The organism is Nocardia sp. NPDC049149 (assembly GCF_043197455.1).
In the GTDB taxonomy this organism is placed as follows: domain Bacteria; phylum Actinomycetota; class Actinomycetes; order Mycobacteriales; family Mycobacteriaceae; genus Nocardia.
This window is the reverse complement of the sequence record NZ_JBICTD010000002.1, coordinates 139,663-161,692: the sequence shown is the minus strand read 5'-3', so window position 1 is coordinate 161,692 and position 22,030 is coordinate 139,663. Positions and strand designations below refer to the sequence as shown.

At 69.4% G+C, this 22,030-nt stretch carries 6 protein-coding genes; 1 reads left to right on the top strand and 5 read right to left on the bottom strand.

Annotation, left to right across the window (positions count from 1 at the left end):
• Positions 1 to 73: 73 nt before the first annotated feature.
• The 4 genes from ACGFNJ_RS06395 to ACGFNJ_RS06380 all read right to left on the bottom strand — a co-directional run bounded on the left by ACGFNJ_RS06395 (position 74) and on the right by ACGFNJ_RS06380 (position 18,640).
• Positions 74 to 4,654, bottom strand: a complete 4,581-nt coding sequence (locus tag ACGFNJ_RS06395) for an amino acid adenylation domain-containing protein (RefSeq protein WP_393444087.1) — start codon at positions 4,652 to 4,654, stop codon at positions 74 to 76.
• Entirely contained in the window at positions 4,651 to 9,915 is a 5,265-nt protein-coding gene (locus tag ACGFNJ_RS06390) for an amino acid adenylation domain-containing protein (protein ID WP_393444085.1), read from the bottom strand. Before ACGFNJ_RS06390 ends, ACGFNJ_RS06395 begins: the two co-directional genes overlap by 4 nt.
• A gap of 106 nt (positions 9,916 to 10,021) precedes the next feature.
• Complete coding sequence (locus ACGFNJ_RS06385) at positions 10,022 to 11,020, bottom strand: ABC transporter substrate-binding protein (protein ID WP_393444083.1); 999 nt, start codon at positions 11,018 to 11,020, stop codon at positions 10,022 to 10,024.
• Between the two features lie 39 nt (positions 11,021 to 11,059).
• A complete protein-coding gene (locus tag ACGFNJ_RS06380; protein WP_393444081.1) occupies positions 11,060 to 18,640 on the bottom strand; it encodes an amino acid adenylation domain-containing protein in 7,581 nt (2,526 codons plus the stop codon).
• 294 nt (positions 18,641 to 18,934) lie between these two features.
• On the opposite strand from ACGFNJ_RS06380, the gene ACGFNJ_RS06375 reads away from it, so the two are divergent.
• Complete coding sequence (locus ACGFNJ_RS06375; protein WP_393444079.1) at positions 18,935 to 19,882, top strand: AMP-binding protein; 948 nt, start codon at positions 18,935 to 18,937, stop codon at positions 19,880 to 19,882.
• Positions 19,883 to 19,888: 6 nt separating this feature from the next.
• Here ACGFNJ_RS06375 and ACGFNJ_RS06370 read toward each other — a convergent pair whose 3' ends face one another.
• A complete protein-coding gene (locus ACGFNJ_RS06370) occupies positions 19,889 to 21,790 on the bottom strand; it encodes a sigma factor-like helix-turn-helix DNA-binding protein (RefSeq protein ID WP_393444077.1) in 1,902 nt (633 codons plus the stop codon).
• Positions 21,791 to 22,030 lie beyond the last annotated feature (240 nt).

The following is a 22,030-nucleotide window of genomic DNA, read 5'->3' as shown; positions in this document are numbered from 1 at the left end:
TGACAGCATCAAAGGCCGGGCCCGATAACCGTGAGTGGTTATCGGGCCCGGCCTTTCGTGCGTGCGGACGCTGTCAGAGGTCCCAGTCGGCCTCGAACTCGTCGATCTCGTCCTGGGTGAGCCCGCTGACCACGGTGTCGGACGGAGTGAGTCCTGCGGTATCGCTCTCGGCGAGGTAGATCGACAGACCCGTCAACGCGCGCAACCAGTTTCGGTGCAGGTCCGTGACGGTGTCGGCGGCGAGCAGCCCGGTGGGCCACGACCATTCCGCACGGACCAGGTTGCCCGCCGTGCTCGGCACCGTCATCGCGTTGATGACCAGCGTGTGGCTGCATGGCATCGAGGGGTCACGCCGAACCTGCAAGGGGCGGTTCGGGTCGGCCGGAGTCCACGGGTGCGGATCGATCGAATTCGTGCCCATCCTGCCCAGATAGTTGAACAGGACCTCCGGCCGGTCGCCACCGAGCTCGGCGCGGCGGTCGGCGGGATCGAGTTCGGCGAGAACCGAATAGCCGATCCCGTTGTCGGGTGCCGCACGCAGGCGTTCCTTGGCCAGCTTGAGGGCGGTGCCCGCGGCGTGGCCGCCCTGCATCGCGTGGTGCACGTCGAGGTCGCCGAGTGCGACCCGGACCGGATAGAAGCTGGTGAACCAGCCGACGGTGCGGGAAAGGTCGGCGCCGACGGCGATGGTCTCCTCGCGGCCGTGACCTTCGATATCGAAGACGAAGTCCGTGTCGCCGGTGGTGCTGGCGACGGCGATGGCCAGCGCGGCAACGAGGCCGTCCTGCACACCGGCGTTGAACCGCCGCGGTAGCTCGCCGAGCAGACGTTCGGTGATCTCGGCGGGCACCTCGACGGTCATGGTCTCGGCGGTGGCCGCGAGGTCGCGTCGCTCGTCCAGCGCTCTGGCGGCGAGGGCGTGCGCGCCGGTGCGACGGGCGGTCTCCCGCCAGTAGGGCAGCTGGGCATCGAAATGCCCTGTGCGGCCGAGCTCTTCGAGCGTCTGCGCCCAGCGCCGGAACGAGGTCGGCACCGGCGGCAGCGCGAGGGGTGACCCGGCCGCCGCGAGGTCGTAGGCGGCGGCGAGGTCGTCGAGGAGCACCCGCCACGAGACGCCGTCGACGGCAATGTGGTGCACGAGCACACCGAGCCGTGGACGTGCGCCGGAACGGTAGCGCAGCAGGATGATTCGGAACACCGACCCGGCGGCGAGGTCGAGCTCGTCGGCGAGTCGATCGAGCACGGTCCGCTCGTCGCCTGGCGCGTCGAGCAGCTGCTCGGAAACCACCGGCGCATAGTCGACCTCGTCGGGGCCCGCCACCGTCAACAGGTCGCCACGCAGGCTCGCGCGCAGCATGTCGTGGGTATCCAGCAGCGCGGCAACGGCTTCGGTGAGCGTCGCCAGCTCGACCTCCGCCGGTGCGTGCAGCACCATCGCGTGGGAGAAGCGATCGAGCCGCCCACCGTGCGCCATGACCCTGGCAATGATCGGGGTGCGTGGTAGCTCGCCGATGCCGTAGCCTGCGGGCTCGAGCACCGTCGCCGCGACGGCGGACCGGCCACGCGCCGCAAGCGCGGCGGGCGTGCGGCCCTCGAACACGTCGCGCGGGGTGGTCCCGAGGCCGAGGTGTTTCAGCCTGGTGGACAACCGGATCGAGACGATGCTGTCGCCGCCGAGGCTGAAGAAGTCGTCGTCGGGACCGACGGCGGCAAGGTCGAGCAGGTCGGCGAACACCGTGCAGATGTCGCGCACCAGGTCATCGGCGATCGGCGCACCCGTGCCGCCGTTCGCGAGTTGCGGCTCGGGAAGTGCCGTCCTGTCGACCTTTCCGTTGGGGCTCAACGGAAGTTCGGCGATGCCGACGAAGGCCGCCGGGATCATGTAGTCGGGCAGCTCGTCCGCCAGTGTGCGGCGCAGCGCGTCGATTGTCGTTGCGGCCCACTCGGTGTCGCGGCGGACCAGATACGCCACCAGCCTCGGCGCCCCGTTCGGACCGGTGCGCACATCGGCGACGACCCGATCGGCGTCGATGCGGCCAGCGACCGCGGACTCCACCTCGCCGAGTTCGACACGGAAGCCCCTGATCTGGACCTGATCGTCGCCACGGCCGAGGTACTCGAGCTGCCCGTCGGCCTGCCAGCGCACCAGATCGCCGGTCCGGTAGAGCCTTTCGCCCGCCTCGAAGGGATTCGCGACGAAGCGCTGCGCCGTGAGTCCGTGTCGCCCGTGATAGCCACGCGCCAGTTGCGGTCCGCCGATGTAGAGCTCGCCGATGTGCCCGATGCCGCAGGGCGCCAGGAACGCATCGAGCACATAGAGCCTGCCGCCGTAGGTCGGGCGGCCGATGGTCGGCGTCGGGGCGTCGGCGACCACCGCGAAACCGGAGTCGACGCTCGCCTCGGTCGGCCCGTACAGATTGAAGGCGGTGAGCGCGGTGTCCTCGTGCATGCGGGTCCAGAAGCTCGCGGACACCGCTTCGCCGCCGACCGCGAGCCGGGCGGGGCGGTGCGGGCCGCCGTCGAGCAGACCGTGGTCGAGGTACTGCTCCATCAGCACAGGCACCGCGTCGAGGTAGTCGATGCGCTGTGCGCCTGCGTATTCCACCACCGCGGCCGCGTCGAGCGCGGCGTCGCGCCCGAGTGCGTGCAGTTCGTTTCCGTCGAGCATCCACAGGAGTGGGCCGATCGAGGAATCGAAGGCGAAACTGTAGGTGCTGAGCACCCGCAGCGGTCGCTGAGCCGCCGTGTCGATCGTGTAATGCCGGTGCGAGCGAAGGAGATTGCGTGGGCCGCGGTGCGCGACGACGACGCCCTTGGGGCGGCCGGTCGATCCGGACGTGTAGATCACATAGGCGCTGTTGTCCGCGTGCAACCGGCCGCCGCGCTCCTCCGCAGTCACCGGCTCCGGCGACAGCTCGTCGAGGTCGGCGTCGACATCGGCGCGGGTGAGCACACTCGCCGCGGCGTCCTCGAGAATGTGGCGGACCCGCTCTGCCGGATAGGCCGGATCGACCGGCACATAGGCGGCGCCTGCCTTCCAGGTGGCCAGGATCGCCACGACCATGGCGGTGCTGCTCGGCATGTGCAGGGCAACCCGATCGTCGATCTCCACCCCGTCCCGGATCAGCTTGCGGGCCAAGCGGTTCGACCGCCGGTCGAGCTCGGCGAAGGTGAGCGACTCGCCCGCGACGACGATCGCGGTCGACCGTGGGCGGCGGCGCACCGAGGCGGCGAAGATGTCGAGCAGGGTCGCGTCGTCGGCGGGGCCGACCTCGGCCCCGCTCCACCGGTCGCGCAGCAGGTCGAGCTCGTCGGCCGCGGCGAGCGGCAACCGGCGCACGCCGCCGCCCGGCTGCTCGGGTGCGACGAACGCGCGCAGGAACCGGCGGATCGACACGAGGTGCCGTTGGAGTTCCTCGGCGCTGTAGCGGTCGGCATCTGCGTCGCATTGCACCCGCAGATCGCCGTCCGGGGTCGCGGAGATGGTGGCGGACAGGTCCTGCACGGGTCCGCGGCACAGCGACCGGATGGTGGCCCGCAACGGACCGAAGCGGATCTCGTCGCCGAAGGGCTTGACGTTGACCACCGGGCCGATCCGGTCGCTGAATCCGCTCGCCAGCCGCGTGCCGTCGCCGATCGGGACGCCACGGAACCGTTGGTGCGGTTGGATATCGGCCATCGCCTCATGCGCCTGCCTGACCAGCTCCTTCGGCAGGGCGGACGGCCCAACGTGCATGGCGAGCGGAAGCAGGTTGACCACCATGGTCGGTACCTTGGCGGCCACCGACCCGAGCCGGTTCATCATCGGCAGGCCGACGGTGATGTCGGGCCGCGCGAGGTGCCTGGCCACATAGGCGGCGAACGCGGCGATCATCACCGTGCCCCACGCGGTGCCCGTTTCGTCGGCGAGACGGTTGGCGTCGGCGAATGCGTCGGTGCCGAGGGTGATCTCACCGACGCGGCTGCGCTGCGCCAACCGTTCCGCGCCGGGCTGCAGCACCACTCCAGGACCGATCGATCGCAGGTGCTCGGACCAGAAGTCGGCGTCGGCGCGATGCGCGGGCGAGTCGAGGTACTGCTGCTCCTCGTCGAGTAGTTCGCGCGGATCGGCGAAGCCGCCGCGTGGCTCGCGCCCGGCGGCCAGCGCCGTGTAGATCAGGCCTGCCCGGCGGAACAGCAGGTTGACCCCGTAGCCGTCGAGCAGCACATGGTGGGTGCGCAGGTACCAGAGGTGTCGATCGGGTGCGAGCCGAATCAGCTCCTGGCGCACCGGCGTTCCGGTGGTGACGTCGTGCACGACGGCCACATCGTCGGCGACCAGGCGGTGGAAACCGGCCATCGGGTCGGCCTCGGCGGACAGATCGAGCAGCGGGCCGAGCGGCGCGGGCGGTGTGCCCGGCCGCTGGCCGAACAGCTCGGCGCCCGGCTCCACTCGCATGGACAGCGCGGTCGCCTCGGCCATGGTCCGATCGGCGGCACGGCGGAAGAGGGCGAGATCCACATCGCCCTCGATCTCCACTGCCGTGGCGATATTGAAGATCGGGTTGGCCGGTTGCAGCTGTTGGGCGAACCAGAGCGCGGCCTGTGCGCTGGACAGTGGCAGCCGATCGGTCGCGGTCTCGGCCGGAGCAGGTGCGACGATGCTTCCGGTCATCGGGTGAGCTCCTGTGCCAGCTCGGGGCCGTAGCAATCGACCACGGCGCGATCTACCAACTGGGCGTGCGTGGCGTCGACGTCGATGACGCGAATGTGCCCGTCCACGAACTGCTCCCACTGCCTGGCCGCGTCGGCGGTCAACACCTCGGCCTGCGGTGCGGCGACGGTGGCCCGCACGAACAACACATCGCCCACGTAGACCGGGTACTGCGCCGCGGCCATCACCTCGAGGCTCCACGCGCTGCTGCGGATGACGGCCTTGATGGTCGAGGCGTCGAAGTTGGCCAGGAAATGCTGTGAACCGCGGATCCGCTCGACGGCGTCGATGATCGAGAGCGTGCCGAGATCCGCTGGTGCGACCGGGATGCCGAGCGACAGCAGCGCCGCGCTCGCCGGGGCCAACTCGGCATTGCGGTCCAAGTACCGCTGCGGCACTGCGGCGGCCGCGTCGAGCAGCACCACCGAAGGCACGTCGTGCCCGCGCGCCTGGAGTTCGGCCGCGACCGCCACCGCGACGTTGCCGCCGAACGACCAGCCGACCAGGCGGTACCGGTCGGCAGGCGCGGTCGCGACGAGCAGATCGGCGTAGGTGCGCGCCAATTCCTTTATGTCCGTTGGCACGTCACGATCGCCCGCGAGGAACGGCGCTTGGATGGCGAGCACCGGGGACGCCTCGGGGAGGTATCGGGTGAGTTGGGTGTACTGCCACCCCAAACCGGTACCGGGTGGCAGGCAGCAGACCGGGTCGCCGCCCGCGCCGTGGCGCAGCGTGAGGATCGGTGCGGTCATCCGCGCGGAGCTGCCTTCGGCATCCGCACGGCCGAGCTGCGCCGCCAGCGCGGACGGACTGGGGTGGGTGAACAGATCGGCGATCGCGACATCCAGCTCGAGCCGATCGCGCAGCGCGCGGCGCAGGGTCATGATCAGCAGCGAGTGCCCGCCGAGGTCGAAGAAGCTGTCGTCGACGCCGATCGGGCGCTCGAGGACGTCGCCGAAGATATCGCACAGCCGCTGTTCGAGCAGCGATCCCGGTGCGCGCCCTGCGGCGCCCTCGGGTGCGGGGACCGGCAGTGCCGCGCTGTCGAGCTTGCCGTTCACCGTCATCGGGATCGTGGTGATGGCGGTGACCGCGGCCGGAATCATGTACGTGGGCAACAGATCCGCCAGTTGCCCCGGCACGGTTGCCGCGGTGTCCGGATCGGCGTCGGGCGCGAGCACGACGTACGCGAGCAGCCGGAGCGCGGACGTCGACCGGTCGGCGATCACCACGGCCCGCTCGATGCCGGCCAATCGGGCGATGGCTGAGGCGATCTCGTTCGGCTCGACTCGGTAGCCGCGGATCTTGACCTGGTCGTCGCCGCGGCCGTGGAACTCGAGATTGCCCGCGCTGTCGAGCCGGACCAGGTCGCCGGTGCGGTACATCCGGCCGCCCGGCACGGCGGGATCGGCGACGAAACGTTCGGCGGTCAACCCGGAACGGTCGAGATAGCCACGGGCCAAACCGATTCCGCTGACGTACAATTCGCCGATCGAACCCGTCGGCACCGGCCGCAACCAGTTGTCCAGGAGGTAGGCGTCGGTGTTGAAGATCGGTCGGCCGACGGTCGGTGTCGCACTGTCCGCGGTGCCGCCGCCGAGGGTGTTGATCGTGTACTCGGTGGGGCCGTACAGGTTGTAGCCGAAGGTGTCGTCGGTGTCGCGCAACAGATTCCACACCCCGTCGCCGACGGCTTCCCCGCCGAGCAGCACCAGCGCAGGCCGGTGCCTGCCCGCGCCGCGGTCGAGCAGTCCCTCGGCGATGAGGTGTTCGGCATAGGTCGGGGTGACGTTGAGGACGTCGATCCGGTGCGTATCGCAGTAGCGGACCAGCTCGCCGGGGTCGCGGCGCAGTTGTTCGTCGCAGACGTGCACGGTGTGCCCGAAGGCGAGCCAGAGCAGCTCCTCCCAGGACATGTCGAAGGCGAACGACACGGTGTGCGCGATGTTCAGCTGCCGGCCGCCCGCGAGTTCGATGGCGGGCGCGAAGATTTCGCGCTCGTGATTGCGCTGCATGTTGGTCAGCCCGGCATACGGCGTCACCACGCCCTTCGGTGCGCCGGTCGAACCGGAGGTGAAGATGACGTAGGCGGGATAGTTCAGCCTCGCTGGATTGTGCCTGCCGAACGCGCCGAGTTCGGTGTCGGTCAGCGCGGTCGCGGCGGTGGCGGCGAGCCGTGCCAGCACCTCTGGGCTGTCCAGGACGAGCGTGGGAATCTCGCGTTCGGCGAAGCGGTGGGCGGTCGCGGCGGTGGTCACCAGGACCACCGGTGCGGCCGCGTCGAGAATGGTGTGCAGCCGATCATCCGGGTGCTCCAATTCGAGCGGGATGTACCCCGCGCCGGTGCGCAGCACGGCGAACAACGCGACGACCATCTCGATGGTGCGGGGAATCGCCAGTGCCACAAAGGCTTCCGGCTCGGCGCCGGCCGACTGCATGACCCGGGCCAGCCGATTGATCTCCGCGTCGAGTTCGGCGAAGCTGAGCCTGCGGTCGCCGAGCACGAGCGCGGGCGCGTCCGGGGTGGCCAGCGCCTGGGCGGCAAGCAGGTCGGCGATGCTCTCGGTGCCGACCGCACACGCGTGCCCGACCACTACGTCGCCGCGCAGGCTGCCGACATCCAGCGCGGCCAGCGGCGTCGTCATGGCCTGCTCGACGGTCGCGATCCTGGTGAGCAGGCCGACGAACTCGTCGAGGAACTGGTCTGCGCGCACCGTGTCGATCAGATCGGGGCGTGACTCGAGTTTGACGGTCAGCGTCGGGCCAGGCGTGACGACCACGGTGAGCGGATAGTGCGTGTGGTCCATGCTGGTGCCGCCGACAATGCCGTGTTCGGCACCGAGTTTCGCGTCATCGATGAAGTTCTGCAGGACGAACAGCACGTCGAAGAGCTGTCGATGCCCGGCCGCCTCGGTGATCCGAGCCAGCGGAAGGAACTCGTGCTCCATCCGGTCGAGCCGCTCGTGGTGCGCCTGACGCACCAGCTGGGCGAGGGTGTCCGCGGGGTGCAGGCGGGTACGCACCGGGACGGTGGTGAGGAACATGCCGATGGCGCTGTCGACGTCGGGGATCTCCGGCGGGCGCCCGGCGACGGTGTTGCCGACGACGATGTCGCCGCGCCCGAGGTAGCGCGAGATCGTCAGCGCCAGTGCGGCATTGAGCACGGTGTTCACCGTGACCGCGTGCTGCATGGCACGCTGCTCCAGCGCACTGGAATCGGCGGCGGACAGCGTCACCGTGCGTACCTGCGGTGTCACCGGCACGTCCAGTGAGGCGTTCGGGGCCATCAAGCACGGCTCGGTCAGGTCGGCGAAGGCCGAACGCCAGTACGCCGTCGCCGCGACCGAGTCCTGGCCGCGCAGCCAGGTCAGATAGGCGGGGAACGCCTGATGTGGGCTGGTGTCCTGCGTGGAATCGCCGTAGTACGAGAGCAATTGGGCGATGAACGGCCCGTTGGACCAGCCGTCCCACAGCAGGAACTGCCGGTTGATCGCCAGCACGTCGCCGCCGTCGGCGCGGCGGATCAATGTCGCGCGCCACAGCGGTGGCTCGGTCAGGTCGAAGCCGGTCGCGCGGTCTTGCGCCAAGGCATCCGCCAGGGCCTGGGCACTGTCGTCGCCGCCGAGCTCAGACAGATCGACCACGCGCAGTGGTACTTCCGGCGCACGGGCGATGATCTGCACCGGGTCCGACAGCCCGCTGTCCACGACGCCCGCGCGCAGGCTCGCGTGCTTGCGCAGCAATGCGCCGCAGGCGGCGCGCAGCGCGTCGACATCGAGGGCATGGTCGAACTCGAGGGTGAACTGGGCGGTGTAAATGTCGGCCGTGGGCAAGGACGAGCCCGCGGCGTAGCGAGCTTGGAAGTACAACCCGTGCTGGAGCGGCGAGAGCGGCCAGATGTCTTCCAGCGCGGCAGAAGTCGCGGCCTGCACGGCGATGATCTCGCGCACCGACAGGTCGATCCTGGTGAGATCGGCGGGCACGAGCCCGGCCTGGTTCGCCGCGTCGGCCAGGTGGTGGACGGCCTGCTCCCACGCGTTCGCGAACGCGTCGACGATCTTTGCCGCTCCATCGATGGTCACCGCGAGCCGGAGCCCGGAGGTGGTCTGTGCGACCACGGCGGTGAGTGCGAGCGGACTATGCGAGCGAGTGGGTGCTTGCACGACGACGGCCGCGTCGAGCGCGCCGTGGTCGAGCACCGACAGGGTGATATCGCCGATGACGCTGTCGCCCAAGGCAATCGCGGTCTGCGGGTTCAGGTGGCGCAGCAGCGCATAGTCGACACCGTTCATCGGCTGCGCCCGCAACTGCTGGCTGGCGTCGGCCAGCGCGAGCACTGCGTCGGCATGGGAGGTGAGCGCGACCGGCGCGGTGACCTGGAATCGGCCGACAAGCCCGGAGTGGTCCGTGCTGCTCCTGCCGTCGCGCGCGAGATCAACGACTACGGTCGCGTCCGGCCGTGCGGTTGTCTGCGCGGTGGCGATCGAAATGGCTGCGAGTAGTACGGATTCGAGGGAGCGCGCAGACGTGTCGGCGAACCGGTCGAGCGGAATGTCCAGGCGCACCTGCGTCGGCGACGAGCCTGCTCGGTCACCGAACGGTCGCGTCGAGGCGGTGCGGATGCGCTGCCATTCCGGTAGCAGCGCAACAGTATTCGGGTCCGCAGCGGTAGCGCTGGCCCACTCGGCGTAGCCGCCGAGGCTGCCTGCGCTCGGGTCGGCGTCCGCGTCCCGGCGCAGCGATGCGTCGAGCTCGCCGCACAGGATCGGGAGCGTGTACGGGTCGGCAGCGAACGGATGGACGGCCAGCGTGAGTGTCCCGGTCCGGTCCGGTTCGCCGGGGGTCCACGCGGCGGCGACCACGATCGCGTCCTCGGCGGACAGCAGCTCTCGTGGGTCGATATCGGCGGAGTGCACGTCCGCGGTGATCGCGCCGACCGGGCACACCTCGAAGTCCCACAGGTCGTCGACGATGGCGACGGCACGCAACCGCAGGGCGTCGTGGCGATCGATGAGTGCCTGCACGGCCGCGCCGACCTCGGGTGCGCCGAGTCCGGGTGGCGTCGGCATCGACACGGTCAGGAATTCGTCGAGTCCTGGTCCGGTGCCGTTGCGGCGCAACAACTCCTCGATGCCCGGCAATGGCGGCAGCGGACCGTGGCCCGGGTCGGTGCGGACGATCGCGGCGCGGCCATCTGTCGGATTCTGCGTCAATTTCTCCACTTCCGTTCAGCTTTCCGCGGTGCCCGCGTTGCGGTCCGCGCGACACCGCGCCGCCGGCGGAGCCGGTCGGCGCGGTGGCACAGGGTCGGTCGGTCCGGTTGCCGGATCAGGCCGCGGTCGTGTACCGCTGCACCGCATTTCGCACGTCCTCGAGCTGCAAGTTCGCGGACTCGAAGGTGTAGGTGTACGGCGTGCGGATCGGGAAGAGGTTCCCGGCCTTCGCCGCGGGCAGCGCCTTGAACACCGGCGAATCGAGCAGCGCCTTGGTGCGCTGAGTCGGCTGCCCCTGGATGTCGGCCTCGAAGAAGATGGCGTTCGCGGTGGCCAGGCGCGGGAGGTCTTCCATCGAGATCTGCTGCTGGTATCGAGCGGGGTTGGGATCGGCCCCGGCGAAGTAGGTGAAGCCCGACTTGGTCAACCGCTCGTAGGTCAGCGCCTTGTTCGTCGCGATCTGGAAGTTGCCCGCCTGCGCGGAGCCCTCGGCATAGACCACCTGCCCGATCTTGGCGAGCTTGTCCTTGTTGGCCGCCGCGATATCGGTCCACGCCTTGTCCAGGTCGGTGAGCCGCTGCGTGGCATCCGAGCCCTTGCCGACGACGTCGGCCAGTTTTGCGTAGTTCGCCCAGACCGCGGGCGGATCGGGGACCTCGAGGGCGACGGTCGGTGCGATGTCCTGCAACGCCTTCAGATCGAGGTTCTTGATGCCCGGCCTGGTCATGGTGACGATCAGGTCGGGGTTCAGCTCGACGATCTTCTCCAGGTTCACCGAGCTGTTGGGGCCGCCGACGGTCGGGACGTCCTTCACCTTCGCCAGCGCGGTCGGGCTCGCGTTGTCCTTCAGGTCGTCGAACATGCCGACCGGGGTGATGCCGATGTCGACGAGCAGGGTGCCGACCAGCCAGCCTGCCAGCACCCGCTTGGGCTGCGCAGGCACCTGGACATCGCCGAGCACCGTGCCCGAGATGACGCGCGTCGCGGACGCCGAACTCTCCGAACCGGATTCGGAATTCGTACCGCAGCCGGCGACCAGGGTGGTGACGGCAAGCGCGGCGACCAGCGCGCGAGCACTCGGGCCGAAACGGAGGCGGGGCACAAGCCTACTCATATATCTTCCATTCATGGGGTTAATTCAGGTTAGGCTTATCTAACCTGACGCGGTCGCCTTTGTCAGATCCGTGGTCTCCAGCAGTGCCTGAGCCCACAGCTCCGCGACGGCCGCCAGCTCTGTGTGTCGAATAACCTTGGGCAGGAAGGTGAACCGGGCGCGGAGCACCGTCTTCCCGGCCACCACCTCGGCGCGAATGTTGATCTCGAGCGGATACTCGACCGCGAGATCGGCGTTCGGTGCCACCGCGACCGCGCGGGATTCGGGAGCAACCCGCCAGTCCTGCGCCGCACCGAACTCCACCCGCCCCAGGTAGTTGAACAGCACCTGCGGCCGCGGGAGCGCGGCGAGAACGCGCGCGGCGCGCGGGTTTCCGTAGCGGAGCAGCCCGAACCCGATGCCACCGTCGGGAGCCGCCGCCATCGCCGCCGCGGTCGCGAACACGGTGCTCTCGACGTCCTCGTGCGCGGGCAGCCGGACCGGGGTGACATTGGTGAGCCAGCCGACGGTTCTGGTGAGATCGAGTCCGCCAAGTCCGTCCCTGCCGTGCCGCTCCACATCGACAACCAGTGCGTGATCTGCTGTGCCCGTGCGGGCCCGCCACCGGGTGACCGCGACGCGCAACGCGGCGAGCAGTAGGTCGGTGGTCGGTATCGGGCGAGCCGGGGCGAGCACCGCCGCTGCGACCGCGTCGCCGACCTCGATATCGAGGTGCGACAGGTCGCCCATGACGCCGGAATCATGCGGTTCGGCAATAAGATCCGCCCCCGGCGCGAGCACATCGCGCCAGTGCGCGAGCTCACGCAGCCGCGGTGCCGACTGCGCCTGCGCGGCCATCGCTTGTGCATAGCTGCGCAGCGACACCGGGACCGGATCGAGCGTGCCTCCGGTGCCTGCGGTGGCCAGATCCTCGAGCAGGATCCGCCAGGACGCGCCGTCGACCACCAGGTGGTGCGCGACGACGAGGAGGAAACCGCTGGTGCCTGCGCCCCGCTCGACGTGGACGAACTGCACGACGATGCCCGCGTCCGGATCGAGCCGATCGGCGGCCGCGTCGGCGAGCTCGGCCAGCGTCTCCGCGATCGGCGTCGAGGCCGCCGCGGCTGCGTCGTGCACCAGCGCCTCGATCGGCACCGTGCCCGCCGGATCGGTGCGCAACGTCCACACCTGGTCCTGTACCCGGGTCAGCCGCAGTCGCAGCGCATCGTGCCGCGCGACCAGCGCGGTGAGGACCAACTCGACGGCCGTCAGGCCCGTTGCCGGTGGAATGCGTACCACGACGGTCTGATTCAGCCGGGAGCTCGGGCCGCGCCGCTGAGCCAGCCTGCTGACGATCGGCGTGAGCGGTACGTCGCCGACGGTGTCGTCGTGGACGATCGTCTGTGCCACCGTCGCCGCGGCCGCCATCGCGCGCACCGTGCGGTGCTCGAAAACCTCGCGGGCGGACAGCTCGAGCCCGCGTTTGCGCAGTCGGCCGACCAGGCTGAGCGCGACGATGCTGTCACCGCCGAGCGCGAAGAAGTCGTTGTCTGGACCGACGTGTTCGACGCCGGTGATCTCGGAAACCGCCTGTGCCACCAGGGTTTCCCGGTCGTCCATCGGCTCGTCGACGGTGGCCGCCGACGGTTCAGGGGTCAGCGCGGCGAGCGCACGGCGGTCCAGCTTGCCGTTGGCCGTCACCGGGAGCGCGTCGACAGCGAGGACGGCGGCCGGGATCAGGTGCGCGGGAAGCCTGCTCGTCAGCTCCGCGGTGATTCGGGCGCCGTCGAGGGTGCTGCCCGCCGCGGGCACGACATAGGCGACGATGTTGTGCGTGCCCGTTCGGAATGTGTGGACCAGCGCCGCCGCTTGCGCGACCGCGGCGCAGTCGAGCAATGCGGCTTCGATCTCGCCGAGCTCGATGCGCTGCCCGCGGATCTTCACCTGATTGTCGCCGCGGCCCACGTACTCGAGCAGGCCGGTCGGGCTCCAGCGGCCGATATCGCCGGTGCGATACAACCGGGATCCGTTCGCCGCGAACGGGTTCGCGACGAAATGGGCCGACGTCAGCGCCGGACGCCCGAGGTAGCCGCGCGCGAGCTGCACACCCGCGAGGTAGATATCGCCGTATCCGCCGACCGGCAGCGGCGCCAGATCGCGGTCGAGCACGTAGATCTGGGTGTTCCACACCGGTGCGCCGATCGGGACGGTCGAGCCTTTTCCTGGCCGGACCGGTGTCGCAGTGACATCGACCGCCGCTTCGGTGGGGCCGTAGAGATTGTGCAGCTGCGCGGTGAGGCGGTCGTGGAATCGGTCGCGCAGTGCCGGACTCAATGCTTCGCCGCTGCACAGCACCCGGGTGAGTTCGGGGAGCGGATGGTCGGCCACCGCCGGTTCGGCCAGGAACGCGCCGAGCATCGACGGGACGAAATGCACGGTGCTGACCCGGGTTCGGCGGATCAGCTCCGCCAGATACGCCGGATCGCGATGTCCGTCCGGCTCGGCGATCACGACGGTCGCGCCGACGGCCAACGGCCAGAACAGCTCCCAGACCGAGACGTCGAAGGTGATCGGCGTCTTGTGCAGCACCCGCTCGTCCGGGCGCAGGCCGTATTCGTGCTGCATCCACAGCAGGCGATTCACGATCGCGGTGTGCGACACCACGACGCCCTTGGGCTGCCCGGTCGAACCGGACGTGTAGATCACGTACGCGGCTCTGGACGGCGGAAGGACGGTCGCGTCGGCCGTGGCGCGTGCCGGCGCCACGGTAGTGCCGAGCGCCGAGCCGTTCGAATCGACAAGCAGCACAGGGATATCCCCGTTGGGTGGCTCGGTAGCGGAGCCGAGCGGTAGGTCGGTGACGAGCAATCCCGGCCGTGCGTCCGCGAACAGATACCTGAGGCGTTCGGCGGGATAGCTCCGGTCCACCGGGAGATACGCTGCGCCACACCGGTGTACCGCGAGCACGGCGACGAACAGGGCGAACGAACGCTCCAGCGCCACCGCGACGATGTCGTCGGCGCCGATGCCGCGTGCGGCGAGCTGGTCGGCCAGTGCGGTGACCGCGCTGTCCAGCTCCCGATAGCTGAGCTGCTGGTCGCCGAACAGCAACGCGACACGATCGGCGTTGGCGCGGCAGCCACGGCTGATCAGGCCGGGCAGATCGAGGTTCGGGTCGACCTGCGCATGGGTGTCGTTCCACTCGTGCAGGATTCGGTGCCGCTCGGGCGGCGCGGTCACCGGTATCGATCGCAGCCCGGCGCCGGGGTCTGCGGTGACCGCGTCGATGACGAGCAGCAGCCGGTCCGCAACGGCACGCACCGTGGTGCGGTCGAACAGCGCGGTCGAATACTCGATCCGCACCGAAATCCCTTGCCGGTCGGCGTGTTCCATGAAGTCGAAGGTGAGGTCGAACTTCGCCGACCGGACCGGAGCATGCCGCACCTCGGCGGTCAGGCCTGCGAAATCGGGAACGGTGATCGGCGTCCGGTACTGGACCATGGTCTGGAACAGCGGGGTGCGCCCTGGCACGCGTGGCTGTCCGATCAGCTCGGCCACCGCGTCGAACGGCAGGTCCTGGTGGTCGAACGCCGCGAGATCCGCAGCCCTGACGCGCCGCAGCACCTCGGTGAAGTCGGGATTGCCGTGGAGATCGATGCGCAGCGCGACGGTGTTGGTGAAGAGCCCGACGATGGATTCCATGCCAGGCCCGGCCCGGCCGGACACCGGTGTGCCGACGACGATGTCGCGCGCGCCGGTGACCTTCGCGAGCAGCACGCCGAGCAGTGCGTGCGCCACCATGAACCCGGTCGTGCCGGTCTCGCGGCCGAGGCGGGCCAGGCCGTCGGCGCGGGCCGCATCGATCCGGAATTCGACTGCGTCGCCGCCGAAGTCGGCTCGCTCCGGCCGCGGCCGATCGTAAGGCAGGCCGAGCTCTTCCGGCGCGTCTGCCAGGGTGTGCCGCCAGAACGTGCGTTGCGCGGCCAGCGGACCGGCTTCGGTGGTCGCGACGAGGCCGCGTTGCCAGACGGCGTAGTCGGCGTAGCCGGGGGAGGGCTCCTGCCAGGCAGGTGCGCCGCCGAGCACGCGCTCGCGATAGGCGGTGGCCAAGTCGCGGAAGATGATTGGGGTCGACCACTCGTCCCCGGCGACATGGTGCATGCAGATCAGCAAGGTGTGCTGATCCGGCCCGGTGCACAGCAGCGCGGCCCGGATCGGAGGTTCGCGGTCGAGCCGGAACGGTTGTGCGGCAAGCTCTGTCACGTCAGCGACGACGGTGTCGGGCGTGCTGCGCAGCTGGCTGAACGCGAGTGGCTGCCCGGGCGGGAGGATCCGCTGCACCGGTTCGCCGTCGGTCTCGACGATGAGCGTGCGCAGCGCGGCATGCCGGTCGACGACGTCGGTCAGCGCCGCGGCAAGACACGCGGCGTCCAGCGCTCCGCTGAGCGCGAGCACGAACGAGAGGTTGTAGGGCACCGAGCCGCCGACGATCTGTTCCACGGCCAAGAGCCTGCGCTGAGCCGAGGAGAGCTCAACGGTCGCTCCGTGCGAGCGCACTGCCAGCGCAGGCAGTTTCGGCGCGGTGCCAGGGTTTGCCGCCAGTTCGTTCGCCAGCTCCGCGACGGTGGGATGGTCGAAGATCATGCGCACGGAGACCGGGTGGCCCAGCTCGGCCTGGACCCGGATGGCCACGCGGGCCGCGAGCAGCGAATGCCCGCCACGGGCGAAGAAGTCGTCGTCGACGCCGAAGTCCGTGACCGCAAGCACCTCGGCAACGATCGCGCACAGCTCGCGTTCCAGCTCGGTGCGTGGTGCCACGGACGCTGTCGGCGTTGCGGTTCGGCCCGCGAGCGCCCGCCGGTCCACTTTGCCGCCGGGCAGGCGGGGGATCTCCGCGATGATCTCGACGGCGGGAACCAGATAGGGCGGTAGCCGATCGGCCAGGGTGCGCCGGACGGCGCCGGGATCGAGATTCGTGCCGACGACGAACGCGCGCAACGCGATAGCGCCGGTGGCGTCGGTCACCGCGACCGTCGCGCTGCCTTGCACGCCGGGGACGGTGGCCAGCGTGGCATCGACCTCGCCCGGTTCGACCCGGTTGCCGCGGATCTTCACCTGCTGATCGGCTCTGCCGAGATAGTCGAGGGCGCCGTCCGCCCGCCAGCGCACCAGATCGCCGGTGGCATACCGGACTGCACCGCCGGGACCCGCGACGAAGCGGGCCGCGGTGGCGCCGGAATTGCGGTGATAGCCCCTGGCCACCTGGGGTCCACGGACATACAGCTCGCCGACCGCGCCCGGCGCGACCTGGCGCAGGTATCGGTCGAGGACTTCGAGATGGACACCGGGGACCGGGGCGCCGATGGCGACATCGTCCGGCGCGAGATCGTGCCAGGTGACATCGCCCGCGACCTCGGAAGAGCCGTAGGAGTTGATGATTCGGCTGTTCGGATTGCCCGCGCGCAGCTGCGTCACCAGCGCGGGGTTGGTCGGTTCGCCGCTGAGTACCCAGGTCGACACCCGCTCGGCCAGCGCGGGATGGTTGGCGATCAGTTCCGCGGCGAGCGTCGGCACCGCGGTCAGTTGGGTGACCTGCGCGTCGACGACGAGCCGGGCGAGCGCGGCGGTGTCCCGCGCTTCCGCGTCGGTGGCGAGGACGACGAGCGCGCCTGCGGCCAGGCCTGCCAGCAGTTCCGTGCTGCCGTCGATGAAGGCGAACGAGCTCTTGCTGAGCCGGATCTCGGGTTGCGCCGAATGCCACTGCGCGACGGCCCATTCGATGCGCCGATGCAGCGCGGCGCGGGTGCCGAGCACGCCCTTCGGGCGACCGGTCGAACCGGAGGTGTAGACGAGGTAAGCCGGATGCCTTGGATCGAAGTCCGTGCTCGGCGGCGCGGTGGTGGTCGCCGGGAGCGCTGCCGGATCGAGCATCGGGACATCCGCGTCGAGCGCGCCGATGACGAGCGCCGGTGCGCTGTCGGTGAGGATGTGCGCGATCCGTTCGCGTGGGTAGCCGAGATCGATCGGCACGTACACGGCGCCGACGCGCAGGACGGCCAGCATTGCCGCGGCGAACTGGCCGCCGCGCGGCAGGGCGATCACCACACGGTCCTCGGGACCGACGCCGCGGTCCCGTAGTGCGGCGGCGAGCCGGGCGGTGACGGCCGCGAGTTCGGCATAGGTCCAATCGATTCCGGCGCAGCGGAGGGCGACCGCCGTCGGATCGGCCGCGTGGTCATCGATCACGGCGGTGACCGGACGGACCTGGTCGGACAGGTGGCTCCCGGCTTGCCAGCGGGCCAGCGTCGCGCGTGCTGTGTCGTCGCACAGGTCGAGCAGGCTCAGCGGCGTCTTCGGCTGATCGGTGATCAGTTCCAGCAGCACGGTGAATTGCCGTGCAATGGAGGCGATCTCGGCTGCGTCGAACACCGTCGAGTGGTAGAAGAGGTGGATCGTGAGCCTCGGCTCGAGAATCACCGTGACGGTCAGTGGGTAATGCGTCGAGTCGCGCGGTTGCACCGAGGTGATCTCGAGCCCGGCCGCCGCGGTGACCGCGGCAAGGGCGTCACGGGCATCGGGATAACTCTCGAAGACCAGCAGGGTGTCGAAGAGTTCACCGTGCCCGGCGACCCGCTGAATCGCAGGCAGGCCGAGGTGCTGGTGATCCATTGTGGCGGTGTTCGTTTCGTGCGTCCTGCGTACGACATCGGCCAGGCAGTCCCGGGGCTCGGTGCGCACCCTGACCACCGCGGTGCCGAGGAACATGCCGATCATCGACTCGACGCCGTCGAGTTCGGGGCTGCGCCCGGAGACGGTGGCGCCGAAGAGCGCGTCGGTCGCGTCGACCGCGTGCCCGAGCGCAAGGCCCCACGCCGCGGACACGATCGAGTTGACGGTGACACCGAGATCGCGGGCGCGTTCACCGAGCCGGGCGCCGATGTCGGCGGACAGGTCGAGCGTATGGCGTTGCGGGCGTGTGGCTTTGCGCGTCGCGCCGACCGGCGCGAGCATGGTCGGACCGGATACGCCTGCCAGCGCGCCACGCCACGCCGCCGCCGCGCCGTCCCGGTCTTGGTTCTGCAGCCAGCGCAGGAAGTCGCGATACGGCCGAGGAGCAGGGAGGGCGGCCTGGTCGGTGCTCGTGTACAAGGCGAACAGCTCATGCACGAACAGCGGCGAGGACCAGCCGTCGAGCAGCATGTGGTGGTTGGTGAGCAGCAGCCGGAATCGGTGCTGGCCCAGCGTTGCCAGGGTGAAGCGGAGCAGTGGCGGGGTGGCCGGATCGAAGCGGTTGCCTCGATCGGCGTCGAGGATCGCGGCCCATCTGCGATCCTGGTCCTCGTGCGCGAGACTGCTGAGATCTATTGACCGCCAAGGGATATCGATCAGTGAGGGGATCAATGCGACCGGCTCGCCGCTCTTGCGTGTACGAAAGCAGGCGCGCAGGTTGGGATGTCGATCGAGCACGGCCAGCGCGGCCGCGCGCAGCCGTTCACCGTCGAGCGGGCCGGTGATGTCGAGGGTGGCCTGCACCGTGTACACGTCGACGTTCTCGTCCAGCGTGCTGACGAACAGCAGCCCCTCCTGCAGCGGAGTCAGCGGCATGATGTCGGCGATCCGGCTGCGTGGCGTCTCGGTCATGCGATCGGCCCGAGCGGAGCGGCCGAGCGGCGGTCGGGAAACACGGCAGACCTGGCGGTGCAACCAGGCATCAGTTCGTCCAACGTCCAGGCCTTCCAGAGCGAGTGAGATTAGGCAAAGTATTAGTTTAGGCTAAACTTACCTGCGTGTCGGCCCCGGTCGGTAACCCCCATGTGATGATCTGTTCATCCCAGGAATGTGGGCCTTGTCACACCTCGCACTGATTTATTAGGTTTGCCTTACCTGTATGTCAAGATGTCCTTGAATGTGGGTTCCGATCGGGAGTGTTGGGCGGTGTCGAGGACGGTGCGGGTCGCGAGTGCCGTGGTGGCTGCGGCCGCCACGTTCCCTGATCGAGCGGCGATCAGCGACGGCGACTGTCTGCACGACTACGCGTCCTTGTCCGATGCGGTGCAGTACTTTTCCGCCGACCTCGTCGAGGCGGGGGTGCTACCCGGCGCGCGGGTCGGGATCTACGTCGGGTCCGGATACGAGGCGTTGCTGGCGGTGCTCGCGGTGGAGCAGATCGCGGCCGTCGCTGCACCCCTTGACATTTCCGCGGCACCGGAGTTCACCCGTCGCCAGATCGCCGATATCGGCATCGATCACCTCATCGGGCATCGCGAGCACGAGCACCTCGTGGTGGACGTCGCCGACGAGATGGATGCGTTCGGACCGACCATGACCTCGATCGCGGGCGACTACACGCTGGCGCGGTCGGGGCGCGGTCCGCTCGCGCCGGGCAGCAGCGGTGGCGCCGTGTTCGGACTGCGGAACGGTGCCGGTCTGCTCGAGGTCAGCAGCGAGGCGCTGATGTCGGCGGCGCACGAGATGCGCGCCGACATCGGGACGACGCCGGACGACGTGGTTGCGGTCACCGAACCACTCACGACCCGAGTGGTGCTCACCTCGTGCCTCGCGACATTGCTTGCCGGTGCGTGCCTTTCGGTGCGGCGCCACGGCGGCGCGAATCCGGTTCGGGTTGCCGAGCAATTGGACTGTGACGAAGCATCGATCCTGCTGTGCTCGAACGATCGGCTCGCCGCATTGCGTTCGGCCGGGGTGCAGGCACACCGTTCGTTGCGCGTGCTCGAGCTCGCGCAGGAACGCTTCGGTGCCGATCACCAGGACGGGTGCGGCCCCGACGGCGGCGAAAGACGCTACGGGACAACGCTGTTGCCCGAGAGCGCGGTTCCGGTGTGCTACAGCCGGGATCCAGGGCCGTGGTTGTGCTCCCGATAGGTCGGCTCACTCCGTGAGGAGATCGGCCAGCTCGTCCTCTTTGCGTGCGCGCAAGGTGTCTACGAGCGTCGCGATGCTCGCCGACCGCGGTAGCCACAGTGCGTCCGCCAGTGTCGCGGTCACCTCTTGGGTGCTCATCGCCGGGTCGGCGACGTGGCCGATCGCGGCCAGTGCCGTGCGCAGCGGGTCGGCCGCGACCGGCTGCGGCACCGGGATCACGTCGAATTGCGCGCCGTCGTCGGCGTCGGGTGCGAACTCGAGAAAGACCTCGTCACCCGAACGCAATCCCAGATCATCGATGAACCGCTTGATGGTGCCCGCACGAGCCTGCACGCCCACCCAGATGATCGACTGGGGGCCGAGTCTGCTCGTCAGTTCCAGTGCATGGCCGGGGCCTGCCCCGATCAGCCCGGCCAGTGCGGACGGCAGGTTGAACGCGGAACCCTTGAGATGCGGTGGCGCGAGAGTGGTTCGCCAGCGCAGCAATTCGCCGTCGCGGTACAGGTGGCGGGTCTTGGTCGGCGACTTGCGCGGCCGATAGGACTTGTCGCGCCGGGTGACGATCCCGTCGACGGTCGCGTACTCGCCGGTGGCGGCGTAGGTGCGCACGCTGAACTCTTTGACGTCGAAGGTTTCGGTGAGCTCGGTGACCAGATCGTCGAGCGCGATCCGGCCCGCGTTGCGGTCGAGCACCTCGCCGATCTGGCGGTGGATCGGGAGATACCGCGGGGTGCCCCATCGGGCAAGCGCCCAGCGGTTGCGGTCGGCCTTGACGAATCGCTTGTCCGAGACCATCGCGTTGCGGACGCTGGACACCGATCTGGCCGGGCGCATCGACGCATGAATTTCGTTGAACGTCAACGGTTTTCCGGACAGTGCCAAGATGGCGGCGATGCTGTCCGGTACCGAACCGGTCCGGCTGAGCACGTGCTCGCCGAGCACGCGGTACCCGCAATAGGTGAGCCACGCGCCCGCTTCCGAGACCGGAATGCGAAGGGCGGCGGCGAGGTCGGCGAGGTCGGCGACCCCTTCATCGCCTGCCTGCTGCGCCATGAGCTCCTGGCTCCGGTGACGGGCGGCGTCCATGGTCTCCGCGACCACCCAGCCGTCGACGATGTCCACTCGATCGTCCAGCTTGGCCAGCGCGAACCACAGCGGCACCGCGGCGGCGGGCAGCATCGCGTCGAGATCGGGGTCGGCGGCGCTCAGTCTGGCCAGGGCGGCCACCGGCGTCGCGGTGCGGACCAGCGCGTCGGCGGCGCGGCGCAGCGCCTGTGCGGTGTGGAACGCGGTGTGCATGCGCGCGCGCAGGCGATGGTCGAGCTGATTGACCCGCTCGCGGGAGACGCCGAGCGCCGCACCGCATTCCGCCAGGGTGCTGCGCCGGTCGGTGAGGATGCGCGCGGTGAGCAGGTAGCGGTCGCGCTCGTCGAGGGTGGCGGCGATGCGCTCGAACTCCGCGACCGCCGCGGGCGTCGCCGCATCGGCGGTGCTGCCTGCGCCGATCAGGGCGGCGACGATCTCGGTGACCAGCGCGGGTCCGACGCCGGGCAGTGCGCCGAGGTCGGCGACGGTGTGTTCGCCGAGCGAGGCCGTGCCGTGCAGTGCGGTCCGTGCGCGTGCGGAGAGCGCGAGTTCGGCAGGATCGGTGGTCGCGTAGGGGAAGGCCGAGGCGAAGGGGGTATGCCGATGGTGGGTGCGGAAAACCACGGCAAGACGACGGGACACCTCGGCGAGGTGTGCGGCGGGGACGGCCGCGCTTGCGGCCGTGGACATCCACGCGTTCGGCAGTAACTCGCCTTCGCCGAGCAGTGGCGGGCCGTCACGGTGTTCGGCGAGCCAAGGCAATAGCTCGAGCCAGGTCCGGCCCGCCAGATCACGGATCGCGGAATGGGGAAACCCACTCACCTAACTTTTCTCCTGCCAGTTCTGCGTTGACTTTCAAAAGTATAGGCTAGGTGTTTCCCATAACCAGGTAGGCGGGGTGCCACGCGCGAAATGTCCGATATCGGAATCCGGCAGAATTTGTGGGCTACCAACCGTTTTCGGTGGATTCGCCGGTCAAATCCGGACGTGACCCGATTCCGCCGAGATTCGCCGTTCGCTTTCTCGCGTGCTGCGCTCGTTGTCTTGCGGTAAGCGGCACGC